Annotated in this window: 22 protein-coding genes; 9 read left to right on the top strand and 13 right to left on the bottom strand. The window is 68.9% G+C overall.

All coding sequences use genetic code 11. The features are described 5' to 3' along the window. The first annotated feature begins 238 nt into the window (after positions 1 to 238). The 4 genes from ACTJIL_RS08920 (at position 239) to ACTJIL_RS08905 (ending at position 2,890) form a co-directional block, all read left to right on the top strand. Complete coding sequence (locus ACTJIL_RS08920; RefSeq protein ID WP_440755161.1) at positions 239 to 373, top strand: hypothetical protein; 135 nt, start codon at positions 239 to 241, stop codon at positions 371 to 373. A gap of 135 nt (positions 374 to 508) precedes the next feature. After that, positions 509 to 1,024, top strand: a complete 516-nt coding sequence (fabA, locus tag ACTJIL_RS08915) for a 3-hydroxyacyl-[acyl-carrier-protein] dehydratase FabA (RefSeq protein ID WP_440755160.1) — start codon at positions 509 to 511, stop codon at positions 1,022 to 1,024. Then, positions 1,024 to 2,250: a beta-ketoacyl-ACP synthase I gene (gene fabB, locus ACTJIL_RS08910; protein WP_440755159.1), complete on the top strand. Its 1,227-nt coding sequence runs from the start codon at positions 1,024 to 1,026 to the stop codon at positions 2,248 to 2,250. The genes fabA and fabB overlap by 1 nt, the downstream gene beginning before the upstream one ends. Positions 2,251 to 2,401: 151 nt before the next feature. Next, the gene (locus tag ACTJIL_RS08905) at positions 2,402 to 2,890 is read left to right on the top strand and encodes a DnrO protein (protein ID WP_440755158.1); all 489 of its coding nucleotides are present in this window, start codon (positions 2,402 to 2,404) and stop codon (positions 2,888 to 2,890) included. Here ACTJIL_RS08905 and ACTJIL_RS08900 read toward each other — a convergent pair. The 13 genes from ACTJIL_RS08900 to ACTJIL_RS08840 form a co-directional block, all read right to left on the bottom strand. After that, positions 2,827 to 3,996 carry a PLP-dependent cysteine synthase family protein gene (locus ACTJIL_RS08900; protein WP_440755891.1) on the bottom strand — a complete coding sequence of 390 codons (1,170 nt, stop codon included), beginning with the start codon at positions 3,994 to 3,996 and terminating at the stop codon, positions 2,827 to 2,829. The genes ACTJIL_RS08905 and ACTJIL_RS08900 overlap by 64 nt on opposite strands. Then, on the bottom strand, positions 3,996 to 4,397 hold the full coding sequence (locus ACTJIL_RS08895; RefSeq protein ID WP_440755157.1) for a SirB2 family protein: 402 nt from the start codon (positions 4,395 to 4,397) through the stop codon (positions 3,996 to 3,998). The genes ACTJIL_RS08900 and ACTJIL_RS08895 overlap by 1 nt, the downstream gene beginning before the upstream one ends. 19 nt (positions 4,398 to 4,416) lie before the next feature. After that, entirely contained in the window at positions 4,417 to 5,652 is a 1,236-nt protein-coding gene (locus ACTJIL_RS08890) for an NnrS family protein (RefSeq protein ID WP_440755156.1), read from the bottom strand. A 228-nt stretch (positions 5,653 to 5,880) separates the two neighbouring features. Next, a complete protein-coding gene (locus tag ACTJIL_RS08885) occupies positions 5,881 to 8,160 on the bottom strand; it encodes a nitric-oxide reductase large subunit (protein ID WP_440755890.1) in 2,280 nt (759 codons plus the stop codon). A gap of 221 nt (positions 8,161 to 8,381) precedes the next feature. Next, positions 8,382 to 9,134, bottom strand: coding sequence for a helix-turn-helix domain-containing protein (locus tag ACTJIL_RS08880; RefSeq protein WP_440755155.1), 753 nt, complete (start codon positions 9,132 to 9,134; stop codon positions 8,382 to 8,384). A 19-nt stretch (positions 9,135 to 9,153) separates the two neighbouring features. Beyond that, the gene (hemN, locus tag ACTJIL_RS08875; protein WP_440755154.1) at positions 9,154 to 10,554 is read right to left on the bottom strand and encodes an oxygen-independent coproporphyrinogen III oxidase; all 1,401 of its coding nucleotides are present in this window, start codon (positions 10,552 to 10,554) and stop codon (positions 9,154 to 9,156) included. A 128-nt stretch (positions 10,555 to 10,682) separates the two neighbouring features. After that, complete coding sequence (locus tag ACTJIL_RS08870; RefSeq protein WP_440755153.1) at positions 10,683 to 11,705, bottom strand: magnesium and cobalt transport protein CorA; 1,023 nt, start codon at positions 11,703 to 11,705, stop codon at positions 10,683 to 10,685. Positions 11,706 to 11,763: 58 nt separating this feature from the next. Beyond that, positions 11,764 to 12,942, bottom strand: a complete 1,179-nt coding sequence (locus ACTJIL_RS08865; protein ID WP_440755889.1) for a lipoprotein N-acyltransferase Lnb domain-containing protein — start codon at positions 12,940 to 12,942, stop codon at positions 11,764 to 11,766. Between the two features lie 88 nt (positions 12,943 to 13,030). Further along, complete coding sequence (locus ACTJIL_RS08860; RefSeq protein ID WP_440755152.1) at positions 13,031 to 13,903, bottom strand: HlyC/CorC family transporter; 873 nt, start codon at positions 13,901 to 13,903, stop codon at positions 13,031 to 13,033. A gap of 109 nt (positions 13,904 to 14,012) precedes the next feature. Further along, entirely contained in the window at positions 14,013 to 14,408 is a 396-nt protein-coding gene (locus ACTJIL_RS08855) for a type II toxin-antitoxin system death-on-curing family toxin (protein ID WP_440755151.1), read from the bottom strand. 11 nt (positions 14,409 to 14,419) lie between these two features. After that, positions 14,420 to 14,644: an AbrB/MazE/SpoVT family DNA-binding domain-containing protein gene (locus ACTJIL_RS08850; RefSeq protein WP_440755150.1), complete on the bottom strand. Its 225-nt coding sequence runs from the start codon at positions 14,642 to 14,644 to the stop codon at positions 14,420 to 14,422. Positions 14,645 to 14,720: 76 nt separating this feature from the next. Continuing rightward, positions 14,721 to 15,218, bottom strand: a complete 498-nt coding sequence (ybeY, locus tag ACTJIL_RS08845; RefSeq protein WP_440755149.1) for an rRNA maturation RNase YbeY — start codon at positions 15,216 to 15,218, stop codon at positions 14,721 to 14,723. A gap of 9 nt (positions 15,219 to 15,227) precedes the next feature. Continuing rightward, complete coding sequence (locus ACTJIL_RS08840; protein ID WP_440755148.1) at positions 15,228 to 16,229, bottom strand: PhoH family protein; 1,002 nt, start codon at positions 16,227 to 16,229, stop codon at positions 15,228 to 15,230. A gap of 325 nt (positions 16,230 to 16,554) precedes the next feature. Between ACTJIL_RS08840 and ACTJIL_RS08835 the strand changes: the two genes are divergently transcribed. From ACTJIL_RS08835 to ACTJIL_RS08815, 5 genes are all read left to right on the top strand, one after another. Further along, complete coding sequence (locus ACTJIL_RS08835; RefSeq protein ID WP_440755147.1) at positions 16,555 to 17,178, top strand: TetR/AcrR family transcriptional regulator; 624 nt, start codon at positions 16,555 to 16,557, stop codon at positions 17,176 to 17,178. After that, positions 17,175 to 17,492 carry a hypothetical protein gene (locus ACTJIL_RS08830; RefSeq protein ID WP_440755146.1) on the top strand — a complete coding sequence of 106 codons (318 nt, stop codon included), beginning with the start codon at positions 17,175 to 17,177 and terminating at the stop codon, positions 17,490 to 17,492. The genes ACTJIL_RS08835 and ACTJIL_RS08830 overlap by 4 nt, the downstream gene beginning before the upstream one ends. A 24-nt stretch (positions 17,493 to 17,516) precedes the next feature. Beyond that, positions 17,517 to 18,482 (top strand): HlyD family secretion protein, encoded by a 966-nt coding sequence (locus ACTJIL_RS08825; protein ID WP_440755145.1) that lies wholly within the window; start codon positions 17,517 to 17,519, stop codon positions 18,480 to 18,482. A gap of 253 nt (positions 18,483 to 18,735) precedes the next feature. Continuing rightward, positions 18,736 to 19,677 carry an ATP-binding cassette domain-containing protein gene (locus ACTJIL_RS08820; RefSeq protein ID WP_440755888.1) on the top strand — a complete coding sequence of 314 codons (942 nt, stop codon included), beginning with the start codon at positions 18,736 to 18,738 and terminating at the stop codon, positions 19,675 to 19,677. 91 nt (positions 19,678 to 19,768) lie between these two features. After that, positions 19,769 to 20,872: an ABC transporter permease gene (locus ACTJIL_RS08815; RefSeq protein WP_440755144.1), complete on the top strand. Its 1,104-nt coding sequence runs from the start codon at positions 19,769 to 19,771 to the stop codon at positions 20,870 to 20,872. Positions 20,873 to 20,894: the final 22 nt, after the last annotated feature.

Raw genomic sequence — 20,894 nt, 5'->3', positions numbered from 1 at the left:
TCATTCCTGGCGGCCAGCGGACCTGCGGCGTTGACGATGCGGCAGATACGGCCGCCGCCATCCGTGTACGTATGGTGCCTTTTCCCCGGTGGATGCCCATGACCTGCGTCAAGTTCCAGGCCGCTGCTCCGGACGTGATTGTGCGGAAGCCGGAACCGGTGTTCTTGATCCGGATCAATGCGCCGCGGGGCGCGGACGAGCCCGATGGCACCAACGTTTCCGCACTGGAGCCCCGGACATGGGCAACGAGTTCGAATGGGTGGATTTCGCGCTGCAGGCGCCCCATGCCATGGCCGAATCGCTCGACGCGGCCGGGATCGATGGCGGCATCCCGTGCCACGGCCGGGACGACGGCGAGCCATCACGCGACTGATTTGCCCGCGCCCTGCGCGCCGGACCCCGCTCACCGGGACCTACTTCGCCGTATGGCGGGCACGATGGCCCGGATGGCGTGGTTTCACCGCGCTGCTGACATAATTCGCCCTTTCCCCCAGAGCGGATCGATTCAATGACGAGACCTTCTTCGCTGGACCGCGAACAGCTTCTCGCCTGCGGGCGTGGCGAAATGTTCGGCCCCGGCAACGCGCGCCTGCCGCTGCCGCCGATGCTGATGTTCGACCGCATCACGCAGATCGCCAGCGAGGGCGGCGCGTTCGGCAAGGGCCTGATCCGCGCCGAACTCGACATCCATCCGGACCTGTGGTTCTTCAGCTGCCACTTCGAGGGCGACCCGGTGATGCCCGGCTGCCTGGGCATGGATGCGATGTGGCAGCTCACCGGCTTCTTCCTGCCGTGGCTGGGCGAACCCGGGCGCGGCCGCGCGCTGGGCGTGGGCCAGGTGAAGTTCAGCGGCCAGGTGCTGCCGGACGCGAAGCTGGTCAGCTACGAAATCGACATCCGCCGCGTCATGCGCGGCAAGCTCGCGCTGGTGATCGCCGACGGCCGCACGCTGGTCGACGGCAACGAGATCTATGTCGCCGAAGGCCTGCGCGTGGGCCTGTTCCGCAGTACGGAGGGCTTCTGATGAACGGTCCCGATGGCAACCGCCGCGTCGTCGTCACCGGCATGGGCATCGTCTCGTGCCTGGGCAACGACCAGGCCAGCGTTGCGACCTCGCTGCGCGAGCTCAAGGCCGGCATCCGCTTCGTCCCGGAGTACGCCGAGCTGGGGCTGCGCAGCCAGGTGGCCGGCGCGCCGGAGATCGACCTCGACGCGCAGATCGACCGCAAGCTCAAGCGTTTCATGGGCGACGCCGCGGCGTATGCCTATGTGTCGATGCGCGATGCGATCGCCGATGCGGGGCTGGCCGATGAGAGCGTCCGTGATACCCGCACCGGCCTGATCGCGGGCTCCGGCGGCGGCTCGCCGCAGTGGCAGATCGAGACCGGCGACCTGCTGCGCAACCGTGGTGTGCGCAAGGTTGGGCCGTACATGGTGCCGCGCACGATGGGCTCGACCGTATCGGCCGCGCTGTCGACGGCGTTCGGCATCCGCGGCATCAGCTATTCGATTTCCGCGGCCTGCGCGACTTCCGCGCACTGCATCGGCGCGGCCGCGAACATGATCCGGCATGGCGCCAAGGACGTGATGTTCGCTGGCGGCGGCGAGGAGCTGCACTGGGGCATGACCGCGCAGTTCGACGCGATGGGCGCGCTGTCCACCCACCACAACGACACGCCCGAAAGCGCCTCGCGCCCCTACGACACCGGCCGCGATGGCTTCGTCATCGCCGGTGGCGGCGGCATGCTGGTGCTGGAGGAATACGAGCACGCCAAGGCGCGCGGCGCGCGCATCCATGCCGAGCTGGTCGGCTACGGCGTGACCTCCGACGGCGTCGACATGGTCGCGCCTTCGGGCGAGGGCGCGGTGCGCTGCATGCGCATGGCGATGGATGGCGTCGACACGCCGATCGACTACCTCAACACCCACGGCACCTCGACGCCGCTGGGCGACATCGTCGAACTCGAGGCCGTGCGCGAGGCCTTCGACGGCAAGCTGCCGCCGCTGTCGTCGACCAAGGGCCTGTCCGGCCACTCGCTCGGCGCGGCCAGCGTGCACGAGGCGATCTACTGCCTGCTCATGATGCAGGGCGGCTTCATGGCCGGCTCGGCCAACATCGCCGAACTCGATCCGCGCGCCGAAGGCTTTCCGATCCTGCGTGAGACGACCGACGTGAAGCTCCGCACCGTGATGTCGAACAGCTTCGGCTTCGGCGGCACCAACGGCACGCTGGTGTTCCGCACCCTGTAGGCGCGCATTCGGACCTGGCCGGTGCTCTCGCGCTGCCAGGTCCGGGCCGGTGGCGCTTGCGCAGGCGAGGTTCATTGATCTGCATCAGCGCGGCACCGGCACGCCGCGCGCAACATGGCTCCGAACATCACCGTTCTGCGAGGCTCACGCCATGTCCACCTTTGATATCCGCCATGCGCTGCCGCTGCTGCTGGCGTTCGCCGGCCTTCCCGCCCTGGCGCAGCACGATCACGCTGCCACCCATCGCGATCACGCCCCGCCGGCCCCCGCACAACCGGTGCAGGGCCAGCGCTGGGCGACCGATGCCAACCTGCGTGCGGGCATGGGCCGCATCCGCGCGGCGGTGGACGAACTGCGCCATCGCGAGATGGGGCACATGGGCGACGAACGCACGGTGGCGTTGGCCGATGGCATTGGTGGCGACGTCAACTGGATCGTCAGCCATTGCGAGCTGGCGCCCGACGCGGACGCCGCATTGCACCCGATCATCGGCAAGCTCGCCGCGAATGCCGCCGCGCTGAAGTCGAACCCGGGCGATCCCGCCCCGATCGCGTCGATGCGCGAGGCGCTTGCCGACTATGGCCGGCTGTTCGACGATCCAGGCGTTGCGGCATCTGCAAGCGATGCCGCTGCCGACTGAGCGGCGACCGGCGTCTGCGCGCCATCGCCTTCGGTGGTGGCACGCAGGCGTTGCGTCCACGGCGTCGGATCGATGCCACTGCGCGACAGCCACTGCGGATCGAACAGGGTGCGGTCGTAGCGTTCGCCGCGGTCGCACAACAGGCTGACGATGCTGCCGGGCTCGCCGCGCGCGTGCATGCGTTCGGCCAGTTGCAGGCAGGCGACGAGGTTGGTGCCGGACGAACCGCCGTAACGGCGCCCCAGGTTTCGTTCAAGCAGCTGCATCCCCGCAACCGACGCCGCGTCGGGCACTTCGATGACGTCATCCACGACTTCGAACAGGAACCCCGGTTCGGCGCTGGGCCGGCCGATGCCTTCGATGCAGGTCGCATGCGTTGCGCGTGCGTCGTGGTCGCGCAATCGCCATGCCTGTGCGAAGGCCATGCCGGTCGGTTCGGCCACGCAAAGCCGCGTGCGCAGGCCGCGGTAGCGCAGGTAGCGCCCGATCGTGGCCGAAGTGCCGCCGGTGCCTGCGCCGCAGACGATCCATGCCGGCTCGGGGAAGCGTTCCTGCCGCATCTGCCCGATGATCGATTCGGCGATGTTGTTGTTGCCGCGCCAGTCGGTGGCGCGTTCGGCCAGGCCGAACTGGTCGAGGAAGCAGGCGCCGCGCGCGGCGATTTCGCCGGCCCGCGCCTGCGGGCACGTCCCTGCGCCGGTGAGCTCGCAGTGCCCGCCCAGCGCATGGACCGCCTCGATCTTTGCCGGGGCGGTGGCCGCCGGCATCACCGCGGTGAACGACAGCCCCAGCAGGCGCGCGAACCAGGCTTCGGAGATCGCGGTGCTGCCTGACGACGCGTCCACCACCGCCTGTCCCGGTCGCAGCCGGCCGTTGCACAACGCGTACAGGAACAGCGAGCGGGCGAGGCGGTGCTTCAGGCTGCCGGTGGGATGCGCGGCCTCGTCCTTGAAGTAGAAATCGATGCCCGGCAGCCCGGGGAAGGTCGCATGGAGCAGGTGGGTATCGGCCGAACGCGCAGCTTCGCGTTGCAGCGCGGCGACGGCCTGCGCGGCCCAGTCGCGGTCTTCGCCGATGGCAGCCGTGTCGTGCCGCGTGGCGGCCATCAGCCCAGCCACGGAAACAGCCATCCCAGCGGATGGTGCATGCGCGCGATGCCGAAGATCGCGGCGAACACCAGCAGCGCCGCGACATAGCAGCCGCCACGGATGCCGCGCGTGCGCCCGCGCTTCATCGCCAGCACGCCGAGCACCACGTACACCACCACCAGCACCAGCTTCGTCGCCAGCCAGCCGTTGGCGAACATCGCACCGGGCAGGATCGACACCAGCATCAGCGCCGCGGTCAGCAGCGTGGTGTCGATGGTGTAGCTCAGGTAGCGCACCGGCGCGGCGTGCGGCCAGCGTGCGCCGGCCAGCGCGAACAGCCCGCGCAGCGCGAACAGGCTGCCGCTGAGGATCACCGTCAGGATGTGGACGTTCCGGATCTCGGGATAGAACTCGATCATGTCGTTTCGTCCGTGGCCTTCAGCCAGGCTTGCCGTCGGTGCGCGGTGCCAGGTAGATCCACAGCGAGCGCAGCACCCACGGCGCGAACGCCAGCAACCAGCCAATCGCCGCCATCGTGTGCCAGGTCATCTGGTCGGGCACCAGTTCGGCGGCGATGCGGGTCAGGCTCACCAGCTGGATCACCACGAAGGCGAACGTCGCCACGCCGCCGAACACCAGCGGCCGCCCGGAGTGGCCCTGGGTCACCCGCGTCACCATCGCCACCAGCAGGCTGCCGAAGAAGCCGATGAACAGCGCGTGCGCCGGGGCGCGGCCGAGGATGAAATCGCCGTCGAGCGCATACGTCAGGCTCTGCACGATGAACAGCGCCAGCGCGATCGGCAGCCAGGCGTAGCCGAGGAACAGCACCCGCAGCAGCGCCGGCGCCGGTCCGCGCGGCCAGTTGCGCCACAGCCAGCTGCCCGCGAGCGCCAGCAGCGGCGCGTCCGCCAGCCACAGCCACTGGTAGCCATGCACCAGCTCCAGCGCCAGGTGGGCGAGCACCAGCGGCCAGAACGCGCCCAGCAGCCACATCGGCCGCCACGGCTTGTAGCCCGGCACCACGTTGCCGGCGAAGAACGGGAACATCCGGTGCGCGACGGTGAAGTACACCGGCAGCAGCAGCCCGAACGTGCCGATCTTGATCGCCGCGAACATCAGCCGAGCGTCCTCCACGTGCAGGAACGCCGCGTACGCCAGCAGGCCCACGAAGCCAAGGAAGATCGCGGCCCCGCACGACACCGCGTGCCAGGTCTTGGCGCCGTCGCGCCACAGCAGGCGCAGCAGGTAGAACAGGCCCGTGCCCCAGCCCACGAGGGTGAAGATCGCGCCCAGGTGCAGCAGGTGCGCCGGCCCCAGCGCGCCGGCCAGGGTCAGCAGCTGGCCGCCGAACAGGCCCAGCCCGACCGGCACGTAGTGCCAGCGGGTAAGTTCGTCCTGGCCCATCCAGCGCGGGAACACGGTCAGCAGGAAGCCGAACATGAAGGGCGCGAGCACGTGGTACTGCATCACGATCGCGTGGATCCAGCCGCCGTAGACCTGCGGCTGCGGCAGGCCGACCGCGGGCCAGCGGGCGGCCACCAGCCACAGCGTCCACCACGCCATCGCCAGCAGCACGTTGGCCGCACCGATGAAGAACAGCAGCCGATGCGGCGCGCGGGCGAGCATCGCCGGCGAGAGGGCGTGCTGCGGGGAAGATGCGGAATGCTTGTCCATGGCGCGCAGTGTGCGCGGACGGCGACGCCGCTGCCTTGATCCAGGTCAGCGGCGTCCGCGGGTTGCACGGGCGCCAGCCGGCATGCCCCAACCCCTGCGTTGGCGTCGCCGGCCGCGCATTTGCCGGCCCGGAAACGTGAACCGCCCCGGGATCTCCGCGAAGGGATCCCGGGGCGGATCGGGTATCGCCCGGGCCGCCGCATTCGCTGCGGCCCGGGGTGGTCTCCGCTACTCGGCGCCCGCGGCTTCCGCCGCGCCCGCCGGCACCCGTGCGCGCTTGGGCGCGATCCAGAGCCGGAGCACGAACAGCGCCACCAGCAGCGCGCCGACCGCGAACACCGTGTCGCCCGGCACGCGCATCCACACCAGCAGGTCGATGATCGGGCGGTTCATGAACTCCGCCGACCGCGCGAACCAGTAGCCGCGCTCCAGGTTCGCTTCCAGCTGCAGCACGCCCATCGGCAGCAGGGTCAGGATCGCCATCAGCCCAAGGCCGATGTTCAAGGTCCAGAAGCCGCTGCGCAGCAGGCCTTCCTTCCACACCACGTCCGGCCGCAGGCCGCGCAGGCAGTACAGCATCAGGCCGATGCCGAGCATCCCGTACACGCCGAACAGCGCGGTGTGGCCGTGGGCCGCGGTGATGTTGGTGCCCTGCATGTAGAACAGCGCCAGCGGGGTGTTGATCAGGAAGCCGAGCAGGCCCGCGCCGACCAGGTTCCAGAAGCTGACCGCGAGGAAGAACATGATCGGCCACTTGTAGCGGTCCATCCATGGCGTGGCGCGGCTGCTCTTCCAGGTTTCATGGGCCTCCAGCCCGATCAGCGCCAACGGCACCACTTCCAGCGCCGAGATGCTCGCGCCCAGCGCGACCACGCCGGTGGTGACGCCGGCGAAGTACAGGTGGTGGAACATGCCCAGCACGCCGCCGGCCATGAACACGATGGTGGCGAACAGCACGTTGATCGTCGCCGACTTGCCGCGCACCAGCCCGAGCTTGACGAAGATGAAGCTGATCACCGCGACCGCGAACACCTCGAAGAAGCCTTCCACCCACAGGTGCACGATCCAGAAGCGCCAGTAGGTGATGATCGAGATGTGGGTGTCCTCGCGCCACATCAGGCCAGCCGCGTACAGCAGCCCGATCGCCACCGTGGACAGGAACAGCAGGCCCGCGATCGACGAGGTCTGGTCGCGGCGGCGCATCGCCGGCCACAGCGCGCGGCCGACCAGCGTCAGCCACAGCATCAGGCCGATGAACAGGTAGATCTGCCAGAAGCGGCCGATGTCGGTGTATTCCCAGCCCTGGTGGCCGAACCAGAAGTTCTTGGCCAGGCCCAGCTTCTGCATCACCGCGAACCACTGGCCGGCGAACGAACCGACCACGATGACGATCAGGCTGATGAACAGGAAGTTGACGCCGAGCTTCTGGTACTTCGGCTCATGCCCGGAAATCGCCGGACCCAGGTACAGGCCGGTCGCCAGCCATGCGGTCGCGATCCAGAGGATGGCCAGTTGGGTGTGCCAGCTGCGGGTCACCGCATACGGCAGGTAGTCGGCAAGCGCGAAGCCGTAGGCCTCCTGGCCTTCGATCTGGTAGTGCGCGGTGGTCGCGCCGAGCAGGATCTGCACCAGGAACAGCGCCATCACCAGCCAGAAGTACTTGCCGGTGGCGCGCATCGATGGCGTCACCACGATCGCGCGTCCCGGGTCCCGCGTGGGCGGCACCAGCGGTTTTTCCTTGCCGTGGTAGACCGCGTAGTGCCAGGCCAGCAGCGCGATGCCGGCGATCATGAACAGGATCGAGAACATCGACCACATGAAGCTGCTGGACGTCGGCACGTTGCCCACCAGCGGCTCGTGCGGGAAGTTGTTGGTGTACGACTTCACGTCATCGGGCCGGTTGGTCACCGTTGCCCATGACGCCCAGAAGAAGAAGCCGGTCATCATCCGGCGATGCTCCAGGTCAGGCACCGGGTTCTCGCGCAGCGCGTAGGCCTCGCGCAGCTCGGCGGTCGCCGGATCGTTGGAGAACACGCTCATGTAGTGCGCGGCCACCTGCGAGATCGCCTGCGCGCGTTCGTCGGAAATGACGATCGAACCGGTGTCGGGATCGTAGGAGTTGCGTCGGATCTCCGGCCGGATCTCGGCCTGGAGCTTGGCCTGCTCGCTGGCGTCCAGCGCGTCGTAGGCCATGCCGTACTCCGCGCGCGCGCGCAACTCCAGCAGCGCCATCACCTCACGATGCAGCCATTCGGCCGACCAGTCCGGCGCGATCAGCGCACCGTGGCCCCAGATCGAACCGTTTTGCTGGCCGCCGATGCTCTGCCAGACGTGCCGCCCGGTCTCGATGTCGGCGCGCGAGTACACCACCTGCCCGCTTTGCGTCACCACCTGCTCAGGCATCGGCGGCGCGGTCTGGTAGATGTCCTTGCCGAGCCACAGCATGATGCCGAAGCTGGCGATCAGCAGGGCCCCCAGCCCCAGCCAGAGTCGCCTGGTGATTTGCACGCTTTTCGATTCCATGTTTCGTACTCCCGGACAGATGGGCGCCATCTTCGCCAGTTGCCGGTAGTGGCACGTTGACTTGAATCAAGCGGGCACGTCCCGCCGCGCATTCCCCGTGGGAGCGGCTTCAACCGCGGGCTTTTCGCACCATCGGAAAGGATCAAGGGCTCGCGGCTGAAGCCGCTCCCACAGCCGCCCTGGTGAGGGTTCCCGGCCGCGTGCGCCTAGTGCCGCAGCACCGGCGCGGCCAGCGCTTCGAGCCGATCGCGGTCGACCAGTTCCAGCTCGCGTCGGTCGACCTGCAGCAGGCCGTCGTCCTGGAAGCGCTTGAGCACGCGGCTGACCGTTTCCGGCGCCAGCCGCAGGTAGTTGGCGATGTCGGTGCGCGGCATGGTCAACGCGAAGCGGTTGGGCGAGAAGCCGCGCGCGGCGAGGCGCTCGGACATGCCGATCAGGAACGCCGCCATGCGCTCGTCGGCGCTGAAGTCGCCTGCCAGCAGCGCGGCGCGGCCGATGCTGCGGCTCAGCAGCCGGAACAGGTGCTGCTGCAGCCCCGGCAGGCGCGCGGCCAGCACCGAGATCTTCGGGAACGAGAACCGGCACAGCATCACCGTGTCCAGTGCAATCGCGTTGCATGGGTAGGTGTCGCCGTCGATCGCGTCCAGGCCGATCACCTCGCCCGGGAAGTGGAAGCCCAGCACGTGCTCGCGCCCTTCGCGGTCGATGACGTAGGTCTTGACCGTGCCGGCGCGCACCGCGGCGATCGCCTCGAACGGATCGCCGACGCGGAACACGTGTTCGCCCGCGTGCAGCGGGCCGACGTGTTCGACCAGCATGTGCAGGTCCTGCAACGAGGCCTTGTCCATGCCCTGCGACAGGCAGGCCTGGGAGAACGCGCAGGTGGAACAGAAGGTCAGCGCATCGCCGTCGTCGGCGAGGATGCTGGGGTCCACCCGCGGAAACGCGGTATCGCTCACGCGCGGACTCCTTGCGCGATCAGATGGCGCGGGAGAAGCGCGGCGTGGCGCTGGCGGCGTCGGCGGGGGGCAGGTAGTGGTCGAAGCACATGGCAATATTACGCAACAACAGCCGGCCTTGCGTGGTTGCAACGATGCGACCGGGCTCGATCCGCACCAGCCCGTCGTCCTGCAGCGGGCGCAGCCGCTCGAGCGCGTCGGCGAAGTAGTCCTGGAAATCGATCGCGTAGCGCCGTTCCAGCGCGCCGATCGGGATCTGCGCCTGGCACATCAGCTGCTGGATCAGGTCCGCGCGCAGCAGGTCGTCCTCGCTCAGCCGCATGCCGCGGAACACCGGCAGCCGGCCTTCGTCGATCGCGAACTGCCAGGACGGCAGATCGCGCGGATTCTGGCTGAAGCTGTCGCCGATATGGCTGATCGCGCTGACGCCCAGGCCCACCAGGTCGCTGTCGGCGTGGGTGGTGTAGCCCATGAAGTTGCGGTGCAGGCCACCGCGCGCCTGCGCCTGCGCCAGGTCGTCGTCGGGCAGGGCGAAGTGGTCCATGCCGATGTAGGCGTAGCCGGCGGCGGTGAGCTTCCCGATTGCCAGCTGCAGCAGGCCGAGCTTGTCCTGCGGCGAGGGCAGGTCCTCGGCGTGGATCTGCCGCTGCGCCTTGAATATCTCCGGCAGGTGCGCATAGCCGTAGACCGCGAGCCGGTCCGGGCGCATCTCCAGCACGGTATCGATCGTGCGCGCGAAGCCTTCGAGGTTCTGCTTCGGCAATCCGTAGATCAAATCGATGTTGACCGAGCGGAAGCCGTTCGTGCGGCAGGCATCGACCACCGCGCGGGTTTCCTCCACCGACTGGATGCGGTTGACAGCTTCCTGCACCGCCGGGTCGAAATCCTGCACGCCGAAGCTGGCGCGGTTGAAGCCGAGTTGCGCCATGCCGGCGATGTCGGCGGGCGAGACGAAGCGCGGGTCGAGCTCGATCGAGATGTCGCGTGCCGGCGAATGCGAGAACCGGAACTGGCTGGCCAGCGTTTCCATCAGCTCCTGCAACTGCCCGGCGTCGAGGAAGTTGGGCGTGCCGCCGCCCAGGTGCACCTGGATCACCTCGCGATCGCGGTCGAACAGTTCTGCCATCAGGCCGATCTCGCGGTACAGGCGCGCGAGATAGGTGCCGGCGCGCGACTTGTCGCGGGTGATGATGCGGTTGCAGCCGCAGTAGAAGCAGGGGCTCAGGCAGAACGGCACGTGCACGTACAGCGACAGCCGGCGCGGAATCGGGTCGCCGTTGCTGGCCAGCGCCGCCTCGCGCAGTTCGGCCTCGCCGAAGCCGGGCGCGAACTGCGGCGCGGTCGGATACGAGGTGTAGCGCGGGCCGGGCCGGTCGTAGCGGCGCAGCAGGTTGGCGTCGAAAGTGGGGTTGGCGAGCATGGGGCCAAGGTAGGCGCAGGTGGGGGCGCGCGCCTTGACGCGGGTCAATCCGGGGCCCATGTGGAGCGGACACGGCCACTCCAGGGCGTCGCCGGAATGGTCTGTAGGTCGGGGGACGTAGCCCCGACCTACAGCCAGCGCACCTTTTTCAGGTAGCGGTACAGGCCGAAGCAGCCCAATGCCAGGGCGCCGATCAGGATGGGGTAGCTGTAGCGCCCGGCCAGTTCGGGCATGTGCCTGAAGTTCATGCCGTACCAGCTGGTGACCAGGGTGGGTGCGGCCAGCAGGGCGGCCCAGCCGGCCAGGCGCTTGACCACTTCGCCCTGCGACAGGGTGACCAGTGCCTGGTTCACGCCCAGCGCGGTGCTGAGCATGTCGCGCAGCGCGTCGACGGTCTCGTTGCTGCGCACCGAGTGGTCCAGCACGTCGCGGAAGTACAGCCGCACCTCGGGCACGAGCAATGTGCTGGGCGAGCGCACCAGCTGCGACAGCACGTCCTGCAGCGGCGTCACCGCCAGCCGCATGTAGGTGAGCTCGCGCTTGAGGTCGTACAGGCGCACCACGGTGCCGCGATGGAAATCCTCGGTAAAGATGTCCTTCTCCAGCACCAGCAGCGTCTGCTTGAATTCGTCGACGATTGGCAGGTAGTTGTCGACCACCGCGTCGAGCACTGCATACAGCGCGTACGACGGGCCGAGTTCCAGCAGTTCCGGCTCGCGTTCGACCCGCGCCCGCACCGGTGCATATGACAGCGAAGCGCCGTGGCGCACGGTCACCAGGTAGCGCGGGCCGAGGAAGGCATGGGTCTCGCCGTAGCGGATGCGTTCGTCCACCACCTGTGCGGTGTTGACCACGATGAACAGGCAGTCGCCGTAGGCCTCGAGCTTCGGCCGCTGGTGCGCGTTGCGTGCGTCCTCGATCGCCAGGTCGTGCAGGTCGAACTCTTCCTGCAGCTTGTCGAGCACGCTGTCTTCCGGCTCGTAGACGCCGACCCAGACGAAGCTGCCGTCGTCGTCGGCCAGCACGTCGCTGATCTCGTCGAGCGAGATGTCGCGCAGCTTGCCGCTGGTGTTGTAGACGGCCGCGTTGACCACGCAGGCGGGAACGTCGGGGCGCGAGGCCGCGTTGCTGGCAGGGGCGGTGGGTTTCATCCGGGCATCCTGCCCCCGGGGCGCCGGGCCGACAAGTCAGCGCCGGCGCAGGTCGGGGCTACGTCCCCGACGCGCCGGATTCGCGCTGGAGAAATGGCTCTATCCGGCCCAACGCCAGCCACAACCCGGCATGCACCGGCAGCAGCAGCGCGATCCAGGGCGCGTTGCGCTGCGGAACCACCGGCAGCCACAGCAGGAACAGCGCGACGACGGTGCAGGCCGCGACCACCACCAGCCAGCGCCCGAACCACGGCCCCGCCGCGCGTCCCCGCACGATGCGCCAGCCGCCCGGGAGCAGCAGCAGGCACAGCGGATTGAACAGCAGCAGGTTGTGGTTGGCCCAGGCGAAGCGGTGCGCGGTGAAGATCCACAGGAACAGCATCAATGCGCCGAGCACGACGCACAGGCTCCAAAACGGCAACGCGCACGCGGCGACGGCACGCGGCGCGCGACGCGCGGCCAGCACGGTAACCGCAGCAATCGCGAGGCCGGCCAGCGCCCACGGCCACCACGGCCGCGGTGCTTCGGCGGGTTCGGGGGCGATGTGGTGCGGCAGGATCCGTTCCTCGGCCAGCACCAGTGGCTGGCCGTTGCTGCCGTCGGCCTCGCGCAGCGCATCGGCCAGGCGCATCGGCACGAAGGATTCCTGCCACACCGACAGCGGCTGGTCCGCGGCCGGCCCGAGGCCGATGTCGAAACCCAGCCACATCCACAATGCCGGCGAGGCCAGGCGCACCGACTCGCTGCGATAGGTGCTGCCATGCGAACGGCCTTCGATCTGGCGCCTGAGCGATCCGCCCAGGGCCCGGTCGACGGCGTCGCGCACGCGGGAGGCGCAGTTGTCGGTGAAATAGTCGTAGCCGTAGCGCGCGTTCTCGGGCTTTGCGTTCTCGGCCAGCGCTGCGGCCAGGCGATTGGCTTCGCCCTCGTTGAGGTTCAGCCACTGGATCGAGACGCCGCGGCCGACGTCGCGGTAGTAGGCCATGTCGTCGGCAAACGGCAGCGCCTGCAGCCGGTAGCGCATGCGGCCGTAGACGAAGTTCGAGATGAAGTCCGATTCGTCGGGATCGAAGAAACCGAAGTTGTACGAAGTGGCCGCGCCCGTCGCCGGATCGACGACCACGATCGCGTCGTGGCCAAAGCGCTCGAAGAACACCGTGCCCGGCTGCATCGTCGCCACGCCGATGCGCGGCGCGGGGGCAGCCAATGCGACGCCGCAGGCCAGCATCCACAGCATCAGCGCGAGCAACAGGCGGCAACCGTTGCCTGCCGCCGCGGGAATGCGGGACGCGGGAAAGCGGCCCACCGGCTTCAACCGTCGCTGGTCAGCCGTCATTGCCGTGGATGCTCACCAGCAGCGCGTGCAGGCGTCGCGAGTCCGCCCGCGCAACCCGGAAGCCGAAGCGGTCCAGGACCAGTTCCTCGCCGGCCTCGGGCAGGTGGCCGATCGCCGCGGTGATCAGGCCGCCGATGGTGTCGTACTCGTCGTCGTCGAAGTCGGCGCCGAAGCGTTCGTTGAAATCGGAAATCGGCGTCAGCGCATCGACCACGTACTGGCCGTCGGCCTGGGCGGCGATCAGCGCGCCGGGGTCCTCGGCGTCGTCGTGCTCGTCGTCGATCTCGCCGACGATCTGCTCGAGCACGTCCTCGATCGTGAGCAGCCCGGCAACGCCGCCGTATTCGTCGATGACGATCGCCATGTGGTTGCGCGACTGGCGGAACTCGCGCAGCAGCACGTCCAGGCGCTTGGACTCGGGGATCAGCACCGCCGGCCGCAGCAGTTCGTGGATGGTGCCCGGGCCGTTGTCGGCGACCACGCCGCGCAGCAGGTCCTTGGCCAGCAGCACGCCGAGGATTTCGTCCTTGTCGTCGCCGTGCACAGGGAAGCGCGAATGCCCCGACTCGACGACGTGCTTCATCAGGTCGATGAACTTCTCGTCGGCCGACAGCATCACCATCTGCGAGCGCGGGATCATCACGTCGCCCACGCTGAGTTCGGACACGGTCAGCGCGCCCTCCATCATCTTCAGCGTGTCCGCGGCGATCAGGCCGTCGGCCTGCACGTCGCGCAGGAGTTCGATCAGGTCATCGCGGGTGGAAGGTTCGCCGGACAGCATCGAGCCGATGCGGTCCAGCCAAGAACGCCGTTTTTCCGGGATCTCGGTGGCGTGGGGGGTACTACTGTCGTCCTCTGGCATTGCAGTCTTGTCAGCGCCCGGATGGGCCACGGGGGGAGTCTAGCGCGGCCCGGCGGCGGGCTGGTGAAACGGAGCGGGCCGAGCCGGCGAGCCGGGCGGCTGGCGCCGATCAGTCAGCCGGCTGCAGGCGCGCGCGCAACCAGGCTGCGAGCGCGGCTTCGTCGAGTTCGCCGGCGGCGAGGGCAAGCCAGACCGGCACGCACTCGATGTCCGTCGCGTCCAGCCGGAATCCATGCAGGTCGATGAAGGTTTCTGCGGCGACCAGAGAAGTGCGCTTGTTGCCATCGATGAACGGATGCAGGTGGGCGATGCCATATGCGTATGCCGCAGCCAACGCCGCGAGATCCGGAGAAGGGTCGCCATAGCTGGCAGCCTGCATCGGTTTGGCGAGCGCGGTCTGCAGCAAGGCCCTATCGCGGATGCCGACGCCCCCGCCGTGCTCGCTCAACTGGTCTTCGTGCATGGCGAGCACGACGGCTTCGCCGAGCCAGGTCCATTGGCCCACTTGGCGTTACCTCACCTGGCCAGTTCGCGCAGGGCAGCGCGGCGACGTTTCATGACCCGGCGCGCGGCTTCCATCTGCCGCTCGAACTCGGCGTCATAGGGCGTCAGCCGATACCCGTCGGGCGATTCGGTCAGGTACACCGCATCGCCTTCGCCCAGCCGCAGCCGGGCGAGCACGTCCTTGGGCAGGACGACGCCGACGGAATTGCCGATGCGGGTGAGCTTGAGGGAGGTCATGGCTGGCTCCGGGTGTTATTACGAACGTAATTACGCGCTTGATCGGGTCACATGTCAATTGCCGCGACCGCCCGCTTCAGGCGTCCAGATCGTCCCGGTATGGATCCGCGATGCCGAGGCCGGCGAGGATTTCGCGCTCCAGGGCCTCCATGCAGTCGGCCTCGCGCGCGTCCTCGTGGTTCCAGCCCAGCAGGTGCAGGGCGCCGTGCACGGTGAGATGCGCGTAGTGCGCGGCCAGCGGCTTCTTCTGCTCGCGCGCTTCGCGGGCGATCACCGGCGCGCACAGCACCAGGTCGCCGAGCAGCGGCATCTTCACGCCCTTGGGCAGCTTGACGCCCTCGGCCATGTCGGCCGGGAAGCTGAGCACGTTGGTGGCGTAGTCCTTGCCGCGGTAGTGGCGGTTGAGGGCGCGGCCTTCGCGTGCATCCACCAGACGGACGGCCAGATCGGCTTCGCGGATGCGCCCGGCCAGCGCCGCGGCCACCCACTTGCGGAAACTCACCGCCGCCGGCAGGCCGGCGCGGGGCAGGGCGTAACCGACGGAAACATCGAGGCGGACCGGGCCACGGGTCATGCGCGCAGTCTACGCCGGTCCGGTCGACGCATCCTGTGCGTCGCGGCGCTCGTAGGCGCCGACGATGCGCGCCACCAGCGGGTGCCGGACCACGTCGCGGGCCTCGAAGAAGGTAAAGCTCACGCCCTCCACTTCGTGCAGCACCTCGACCGCGTCGCGCAACCCGGACTTCACGTGCTTGGGCAGGTCGATCTGGGTCAGGTCGCCGGTCACCACCGCGGTGCTGCCGAACCCCAGTCGGGTCAGGAACATCTTCATCTGCTCGATCGTGGTGTTCTGCGCCTCGTCCAGGATCACGTAGGCGTCGTTGAGCGTGCGCCCGCGCATGTAGGCCAGCGGCGCGATCTCGATGACGTTCTTCTCCAGCAGCTTGAGCACCTTCTCCACGCCCAGCATCTCGTACAGCGCGTCGTACAGGGGCCGCAGGTACGGGTCGACCTTCTGCGACAGGTCGCCGGGCAGGAAGCCGAGCTTCTCGCCGGCCTCCACCGCCGGGCGCACCAGCACGAGCCGCTGCACCCGCGATTCGTTCAGGGCCTCGACCGCGCTGGCCACGGCGAGGAAGGTCTTGCCGGTGCCGGCGGGGCCGACGCCGAAGTTGATGTCGTGGGTGGCGATCGCGTGCAGGTATTTCTGCTGGTTCGGCCCGCGCCCGCGGATGGTGCCGCGGCGCACGCGGATCGCGACGTCCTGCGGAACATAGCCGTCGTCGTCGATGCGTGCATCGATGCCGGCGTCCACGCCGGCTGCGTTCATGCGCAGATTGATCGACTGGCCATCGAACGTCTCCTCCGCGGCCTCGGCGTACAGCGTGCGCAGCAGGCGTTCGGCCTGCGCGACCGGTGCCTCTTCCGGCCCGGTGACGCGGAAGACGTTGCCGCGATTGGCGATCTCCACCCCGAGCCGCAGTTCGATCTGGCGCAGGTGGCCGTCGAACGGGCCAGCCAGGTTGGCCAGGCGTTCGGCGTTGTCGGGTTCGAGGGTGAAGTCGCGCTGGTGGGGGTTGGGCATGCGGGCGCGCGGAAAGCGGCAGTCGACGGGGGAGGGCAAGGGTAGCGCCCCGCAGGCGGGCGTGGCCACGAGGCGGGGCAGCATCCAGGCCACTTGCAATTAATTAATCAAGAAATTAAATTCTGGCGCCATGCCAGTTGGAACGAAATCCAGGGCGCCCGTCGCCCCCGCGAAACGAGCAGCGAAGCCGGAAGCGGTCCCCGCTTCCGCAAGCAGGCCCAGGTCGCCACGCAAGGGCACCGGTGCGGCGGGCGCTCCGCCTGTACCGCCCGCCAAGCCCGCTCGTGCCGCGCAACCCGCCGCGAGGCGCGCACCGGGGCGGCCGGTGCGCAAGCAGGGGCATGGCGACGTCCGCGAGGCGCTGCTGGATGCCGCCATCGTCTGCTTCACCACCAAGGGCATCGCCGCGGCATCGCTGCGGGAAATCGCCACCCAGGCGCATGTCACCCCGGCGCTGCTGCACTACTACTACGGCGACAAGGCGCAGCTGGTCGAGGCGCTGGTGGAAGACCGGATGCTGCCGGCGTTCGGCGTCGTGCGCGATCGCGTGGCCGCGGCCGGCGACGACATCGCCGACACCGTGGCCGCCTTCGTCTGCGGCCTGACCGAGGCGATGAAGGCCCATCCCTGGTGGCCGCAGCTCTGGGTACGCGAAGTGCTGTGCGAGGGCGGGGCGTTGCGCGACCTGCTGCTGACGCGGATCGCGCCTGAGCTTGCGCGCACGATCGCGGGCCGTTTCGCCGCGGCGCAGGCGCGCGGCGAACTCAACGCCGACCTCGACCCGCGCCTGCTCATGACCTCGCTGGTCGGCCTGACCCTGCTGCCCGCGGCCGGCGCGCCGATCTGGCGCGCGCTGTTCGAAGCCGATGACCTCGGCCTCGACGACGTGCGCCGACATGCCATCGCGCTGCTGGATCGTGGCCTCGAACTGAAAGGCCCAGGAAAATGAAGACCGTGCGCGTCCACCGCAATCCCGGCTGCCGCCGCTGCGCGCGCTACGCGCGCATGCACCAGCGCCTGGACTGGCTGGGCCGGGTCGAGGACTCCGCGCAGTCGCCGTTCGAGCGGCCGATGCGGATGGGCGAGGTGGCGGTGCGCGACCTGCGCGACGGCTGCCTGCACGCGGGTGCCGACGGCATCGCCCTCCTGGCGCGGCAGGTCCCGGCGTACTGGCCGTTGCTGCCGCTGATGGTGATCCCCGCAGTGCGCCGCGCGATCGAACGTGATGTCGCCGGCAACTGCGGCGACACCTGCATGCTCTGACGCCCCGAGGTTCCCATGACGGCCATGCGCAACCGATTCGTCCCGCTGATGCTGATGCTGTGGCTTGCGCTGCTGCCGGGCTGCCGCGACGACGCGCCGCAGGCGCTGGGCACGCTGGAATTCGACCGCGTCACCCTGCCGGCACCGGTGGCCGAACGCATCGTTTCGATCGACGTGCGCGAAGGGCAGCAGGTCGAGGTCGGTACGAAGCTGTTGACGCTGGAGCGCACCCGCACCGGTGCGCAGGCCCAGGCGGCATTGGCCGAAGTGCAGCGGCAGCGCGAGGTGCTGGCCGAGCTGCAGGCCGGCCCGCGCAGCGAGGACATCGCCCAGGCGCGCGCCAACCTCAACGCTGCGCAGGCGCAGGCCCGCGACGCCAGCGCGTACTACGCACGCCTGCAGCCGCTGGGAAAGCGCCAGCTTGTCGCCGCGGCCGAGGTCGATCGCGCGCGAGCGGCAGCCGGCAATGCGCAAGCGCAGGTGCGTGCCGCGCAGGCCGCGCTGGACGAACTCGAGCACGGTACCCGCCGGGAGCAGGTCGCCCAGGGCGAGGCGGCATTGCAGGCCGCGCAGGCCCAGGCCGAAGCCGAACAGGCCACCCTGCAGAAGCTGGACCTGGTGGCGCCGCGCGCCGGCCGCATCGACAGCATTCCCTACAAGCTCGGTGACCAGGCGCCGGTCGGCGCGCCGCTGGTGGTGATGCTGGTCGGCGACGCGCCGTATGCGCGGGTGTACGTGCCCGAACCGATCCGCGCCGGCGTTGCCGTCGGCCAGCGCGCGCAGGTGTTCGTCGATGGCCGTGAAGCGGCGCTGGCGGGCGCGGTGCGCATGATCCGCAGCGAGCCCAGTTTCACCCCGTACTACGCGCTGACCGGCGAGGACGCCGCGCGACTGAGCTACCTGGCCGAGATCCAGCTGGACGCGGCGGCCGGCACGCTGCCGGCGGGTTTGCCCGTGAGGGTGGAATTCGAGGCTGGAGACGGGCAATGAGCGCCCGCCTGCCGGTTGCCCGAGACAACAAGCGTCGTCATTCCCGCAAAAGCGGGAACCCAGTGACTTTTCGTTGTCAGGCAACGAACGTATCCGGAGCCTTTCGCCGAAGTCACTGGGTGACCAGACGTTCGTCTGTTGAAAACCCCGCTTTTGCGGGAATGACCGCGGAAAGAGTCGCGGAAAGGGTTGCAGCGGAGCGCGACCACCTCATCCCATGAATGCCGTCCCGCGAGCCGCCGCCGACCTCGCCATACGCGCCCGTGGCCTGAGCAAGCGCTTCGGCGACCTGCTCGCGGTGGACCATGTCGACCTGTCGGTGCCGAAGGCCTGCGTGTACGGTTTCCTCGGCCCGAACGGCTCCGGCAAGTCCACCACCATCCGCATGCTCTGCGGCCTGTTGACGCCGACCGAGGGCGAGATCGAGGTGCTGGGCCTGCGCATCCCCGAGCAATCGGAACAGCTGCGCAGCCGCATCGGCTACATGACCCAGAAGTTTTCGCTGTTCGACGACCTGACGGTGCGCGAGAACCTCGAGTTCCTCGCCGCCGTGCAGGACGTGCCGAAGGCGAAGGCGCGCGCGCGCATCGACACGCTGGTCGAGCAGTACCATTTCGGTGGTCGCGAAAAACAGCTGGCGGGTACCCTGAGCGGCGGCCAGAAACAGCGCCTCGCGCTGGCCGGTGCGGTGATCCAGGAACCCGAACTGCTGTTCCTCGACGAACCCACCAGCGCGGTCGATCCCGAATCGCGCCGCGACTTCTGGGAAAAGCTCTTCGACCTTGCCGACGCCGGCACCACGCTGCTCGTGTCCACGCACTACATGGACGAGGCCGAACGCTGCCACCGCATCGCGATCCTCGACCACGGCGCGCTGGTAGCCGACGGCACGCCGGGCGAACTGACCGCCGCGCTCGAAGGGCGCACGGTGCTGGTCGACGCCGGCGAGCCGCGGCGGGCGCAGAAGGCGCTGGTCGACGTGCCCGGCGTGCTCAGCGTCGCGCAGATCGGCAACAGCCTGCGGGTGCTGACCGATCGCAACGGCGATGCGGCGGCGCGGATCCGCGACGTGCTCGGGAAGGCGGGCCTGCAGGCCGGCGTGTCGGCCTCGGAACCGAACCTCGAGGACGTGTTCGTCTCCGCCACTGGAGGCAAGTCGGACGAAGATCGGGAGAGGAAGGAGGCAGCCGCGTGAACCGTTCCTGCCGCCCGCACGCAGGGATGCTCGTGGCGCCGATGTCGCGCAGCCATGCGCGCGGCGGCGTCCTGTATGGGCGGCCAGCGCCATGAACCTGCGCCGCATGCTCGCGATCGTGGTCAAGGAACTGCGCCAGCTGCGCCGCGACCGCGTCACCCTGGCGATGATCCTCGGCATCCCGGTGATGCAGCTGGTGCTGTTCGGCTACGCGATCAACCTCAATCTGCGCGGCCTGGACACCGGCATTTCCGACCAGGCCAACACCGCCGCCTCGCGCGCACTGGTCATGGACATGGTGGCCACGGGCGTCATCACCCCAACCTTGAGCGCGACGTCGCCGCAGCAGTTGATGGAGGCGCTGCGACGCGGCGAGATCAGCGTTGGCGTGGTGATCCCGCCGGACTTCGAGCGCCGCCGCTTCGATGGCCGCGAAGCGGTGCAGGTGCTGGTGGACGGCAGCGACACGGTGGTGCAGAGCGCGGCGATCCAGCTCGCGCAGTTGCCGCTCGACACCCGGCCGACCAGCAACGCGAAGAGTGAACGCGGCGGCATCGGCCAGGTCAGCGTGGTCAGTTTCTACAACCCGGAGCGTCGCTCGGCGGTCAACATCGTGCCCGGCCTGATCGGCGTGATCCTGACCATGACGATGGTGCTGTTCACCGCGGTTGCGATCGTGCGCGAGCGCGAGCGTGGCAACATGGAACTGCTGATCGCCACGCCGCTCAGCCGCTCGGAACTGATGATCGGCAAGGTGCTGCCCTACATCGCGATCGGGCTGTTGCAGACCACGGTGGTGCTTGCGCTGGGGATGTGGCTGTTCGACGTGCCGGTGCGCGGCAGCGTGCTGGATGTCTATGTGGCCGCGTCGCTGCTGATCGTCGCCAACCTGACCCTCGGCCTGCTGATCAGCACCCGCGCGCAATCGCAGTTCCAGGCGATGCAGATGACCTTCTTCGTGTTCCTGCCGTCGATCCTGCTATCGGGCTTCATGTTCCCGTTCGCCGGCATGCCGCGCGTGGTGCAGTGGCTGGCCGAGGTGTTGCCGCTCACCCATTTCCTGCGCCTGATCCGCGGCGTGATGCTGCGCGGTGCCGGACTGATGGAGCTGTGGCCCGAAGTGGCAGCGCTGCTCGCGTTCACCACGGTGATGATGGCCGCGGCGATCCTGCGCTTCCGCAAGCGGCTGGATTGAGCCGGCCGTCTGCCGGAAGCCG

Source organism: Luteimonas sp. 22616 (assembly GCF_052044325.1).
In the GTDB taxonomy this organism is placed as follows: Bacteria; Pseudomonadota; Gammaproteobacteria; order Xanthomonadales; family Xanthomonadaceae; genus Luteimonas.
The sequence above is the reverse complement of the archived record's forward strand: the minus strand, read 5'-3'. Positions and strand labels throughout refer to the sequence as shown.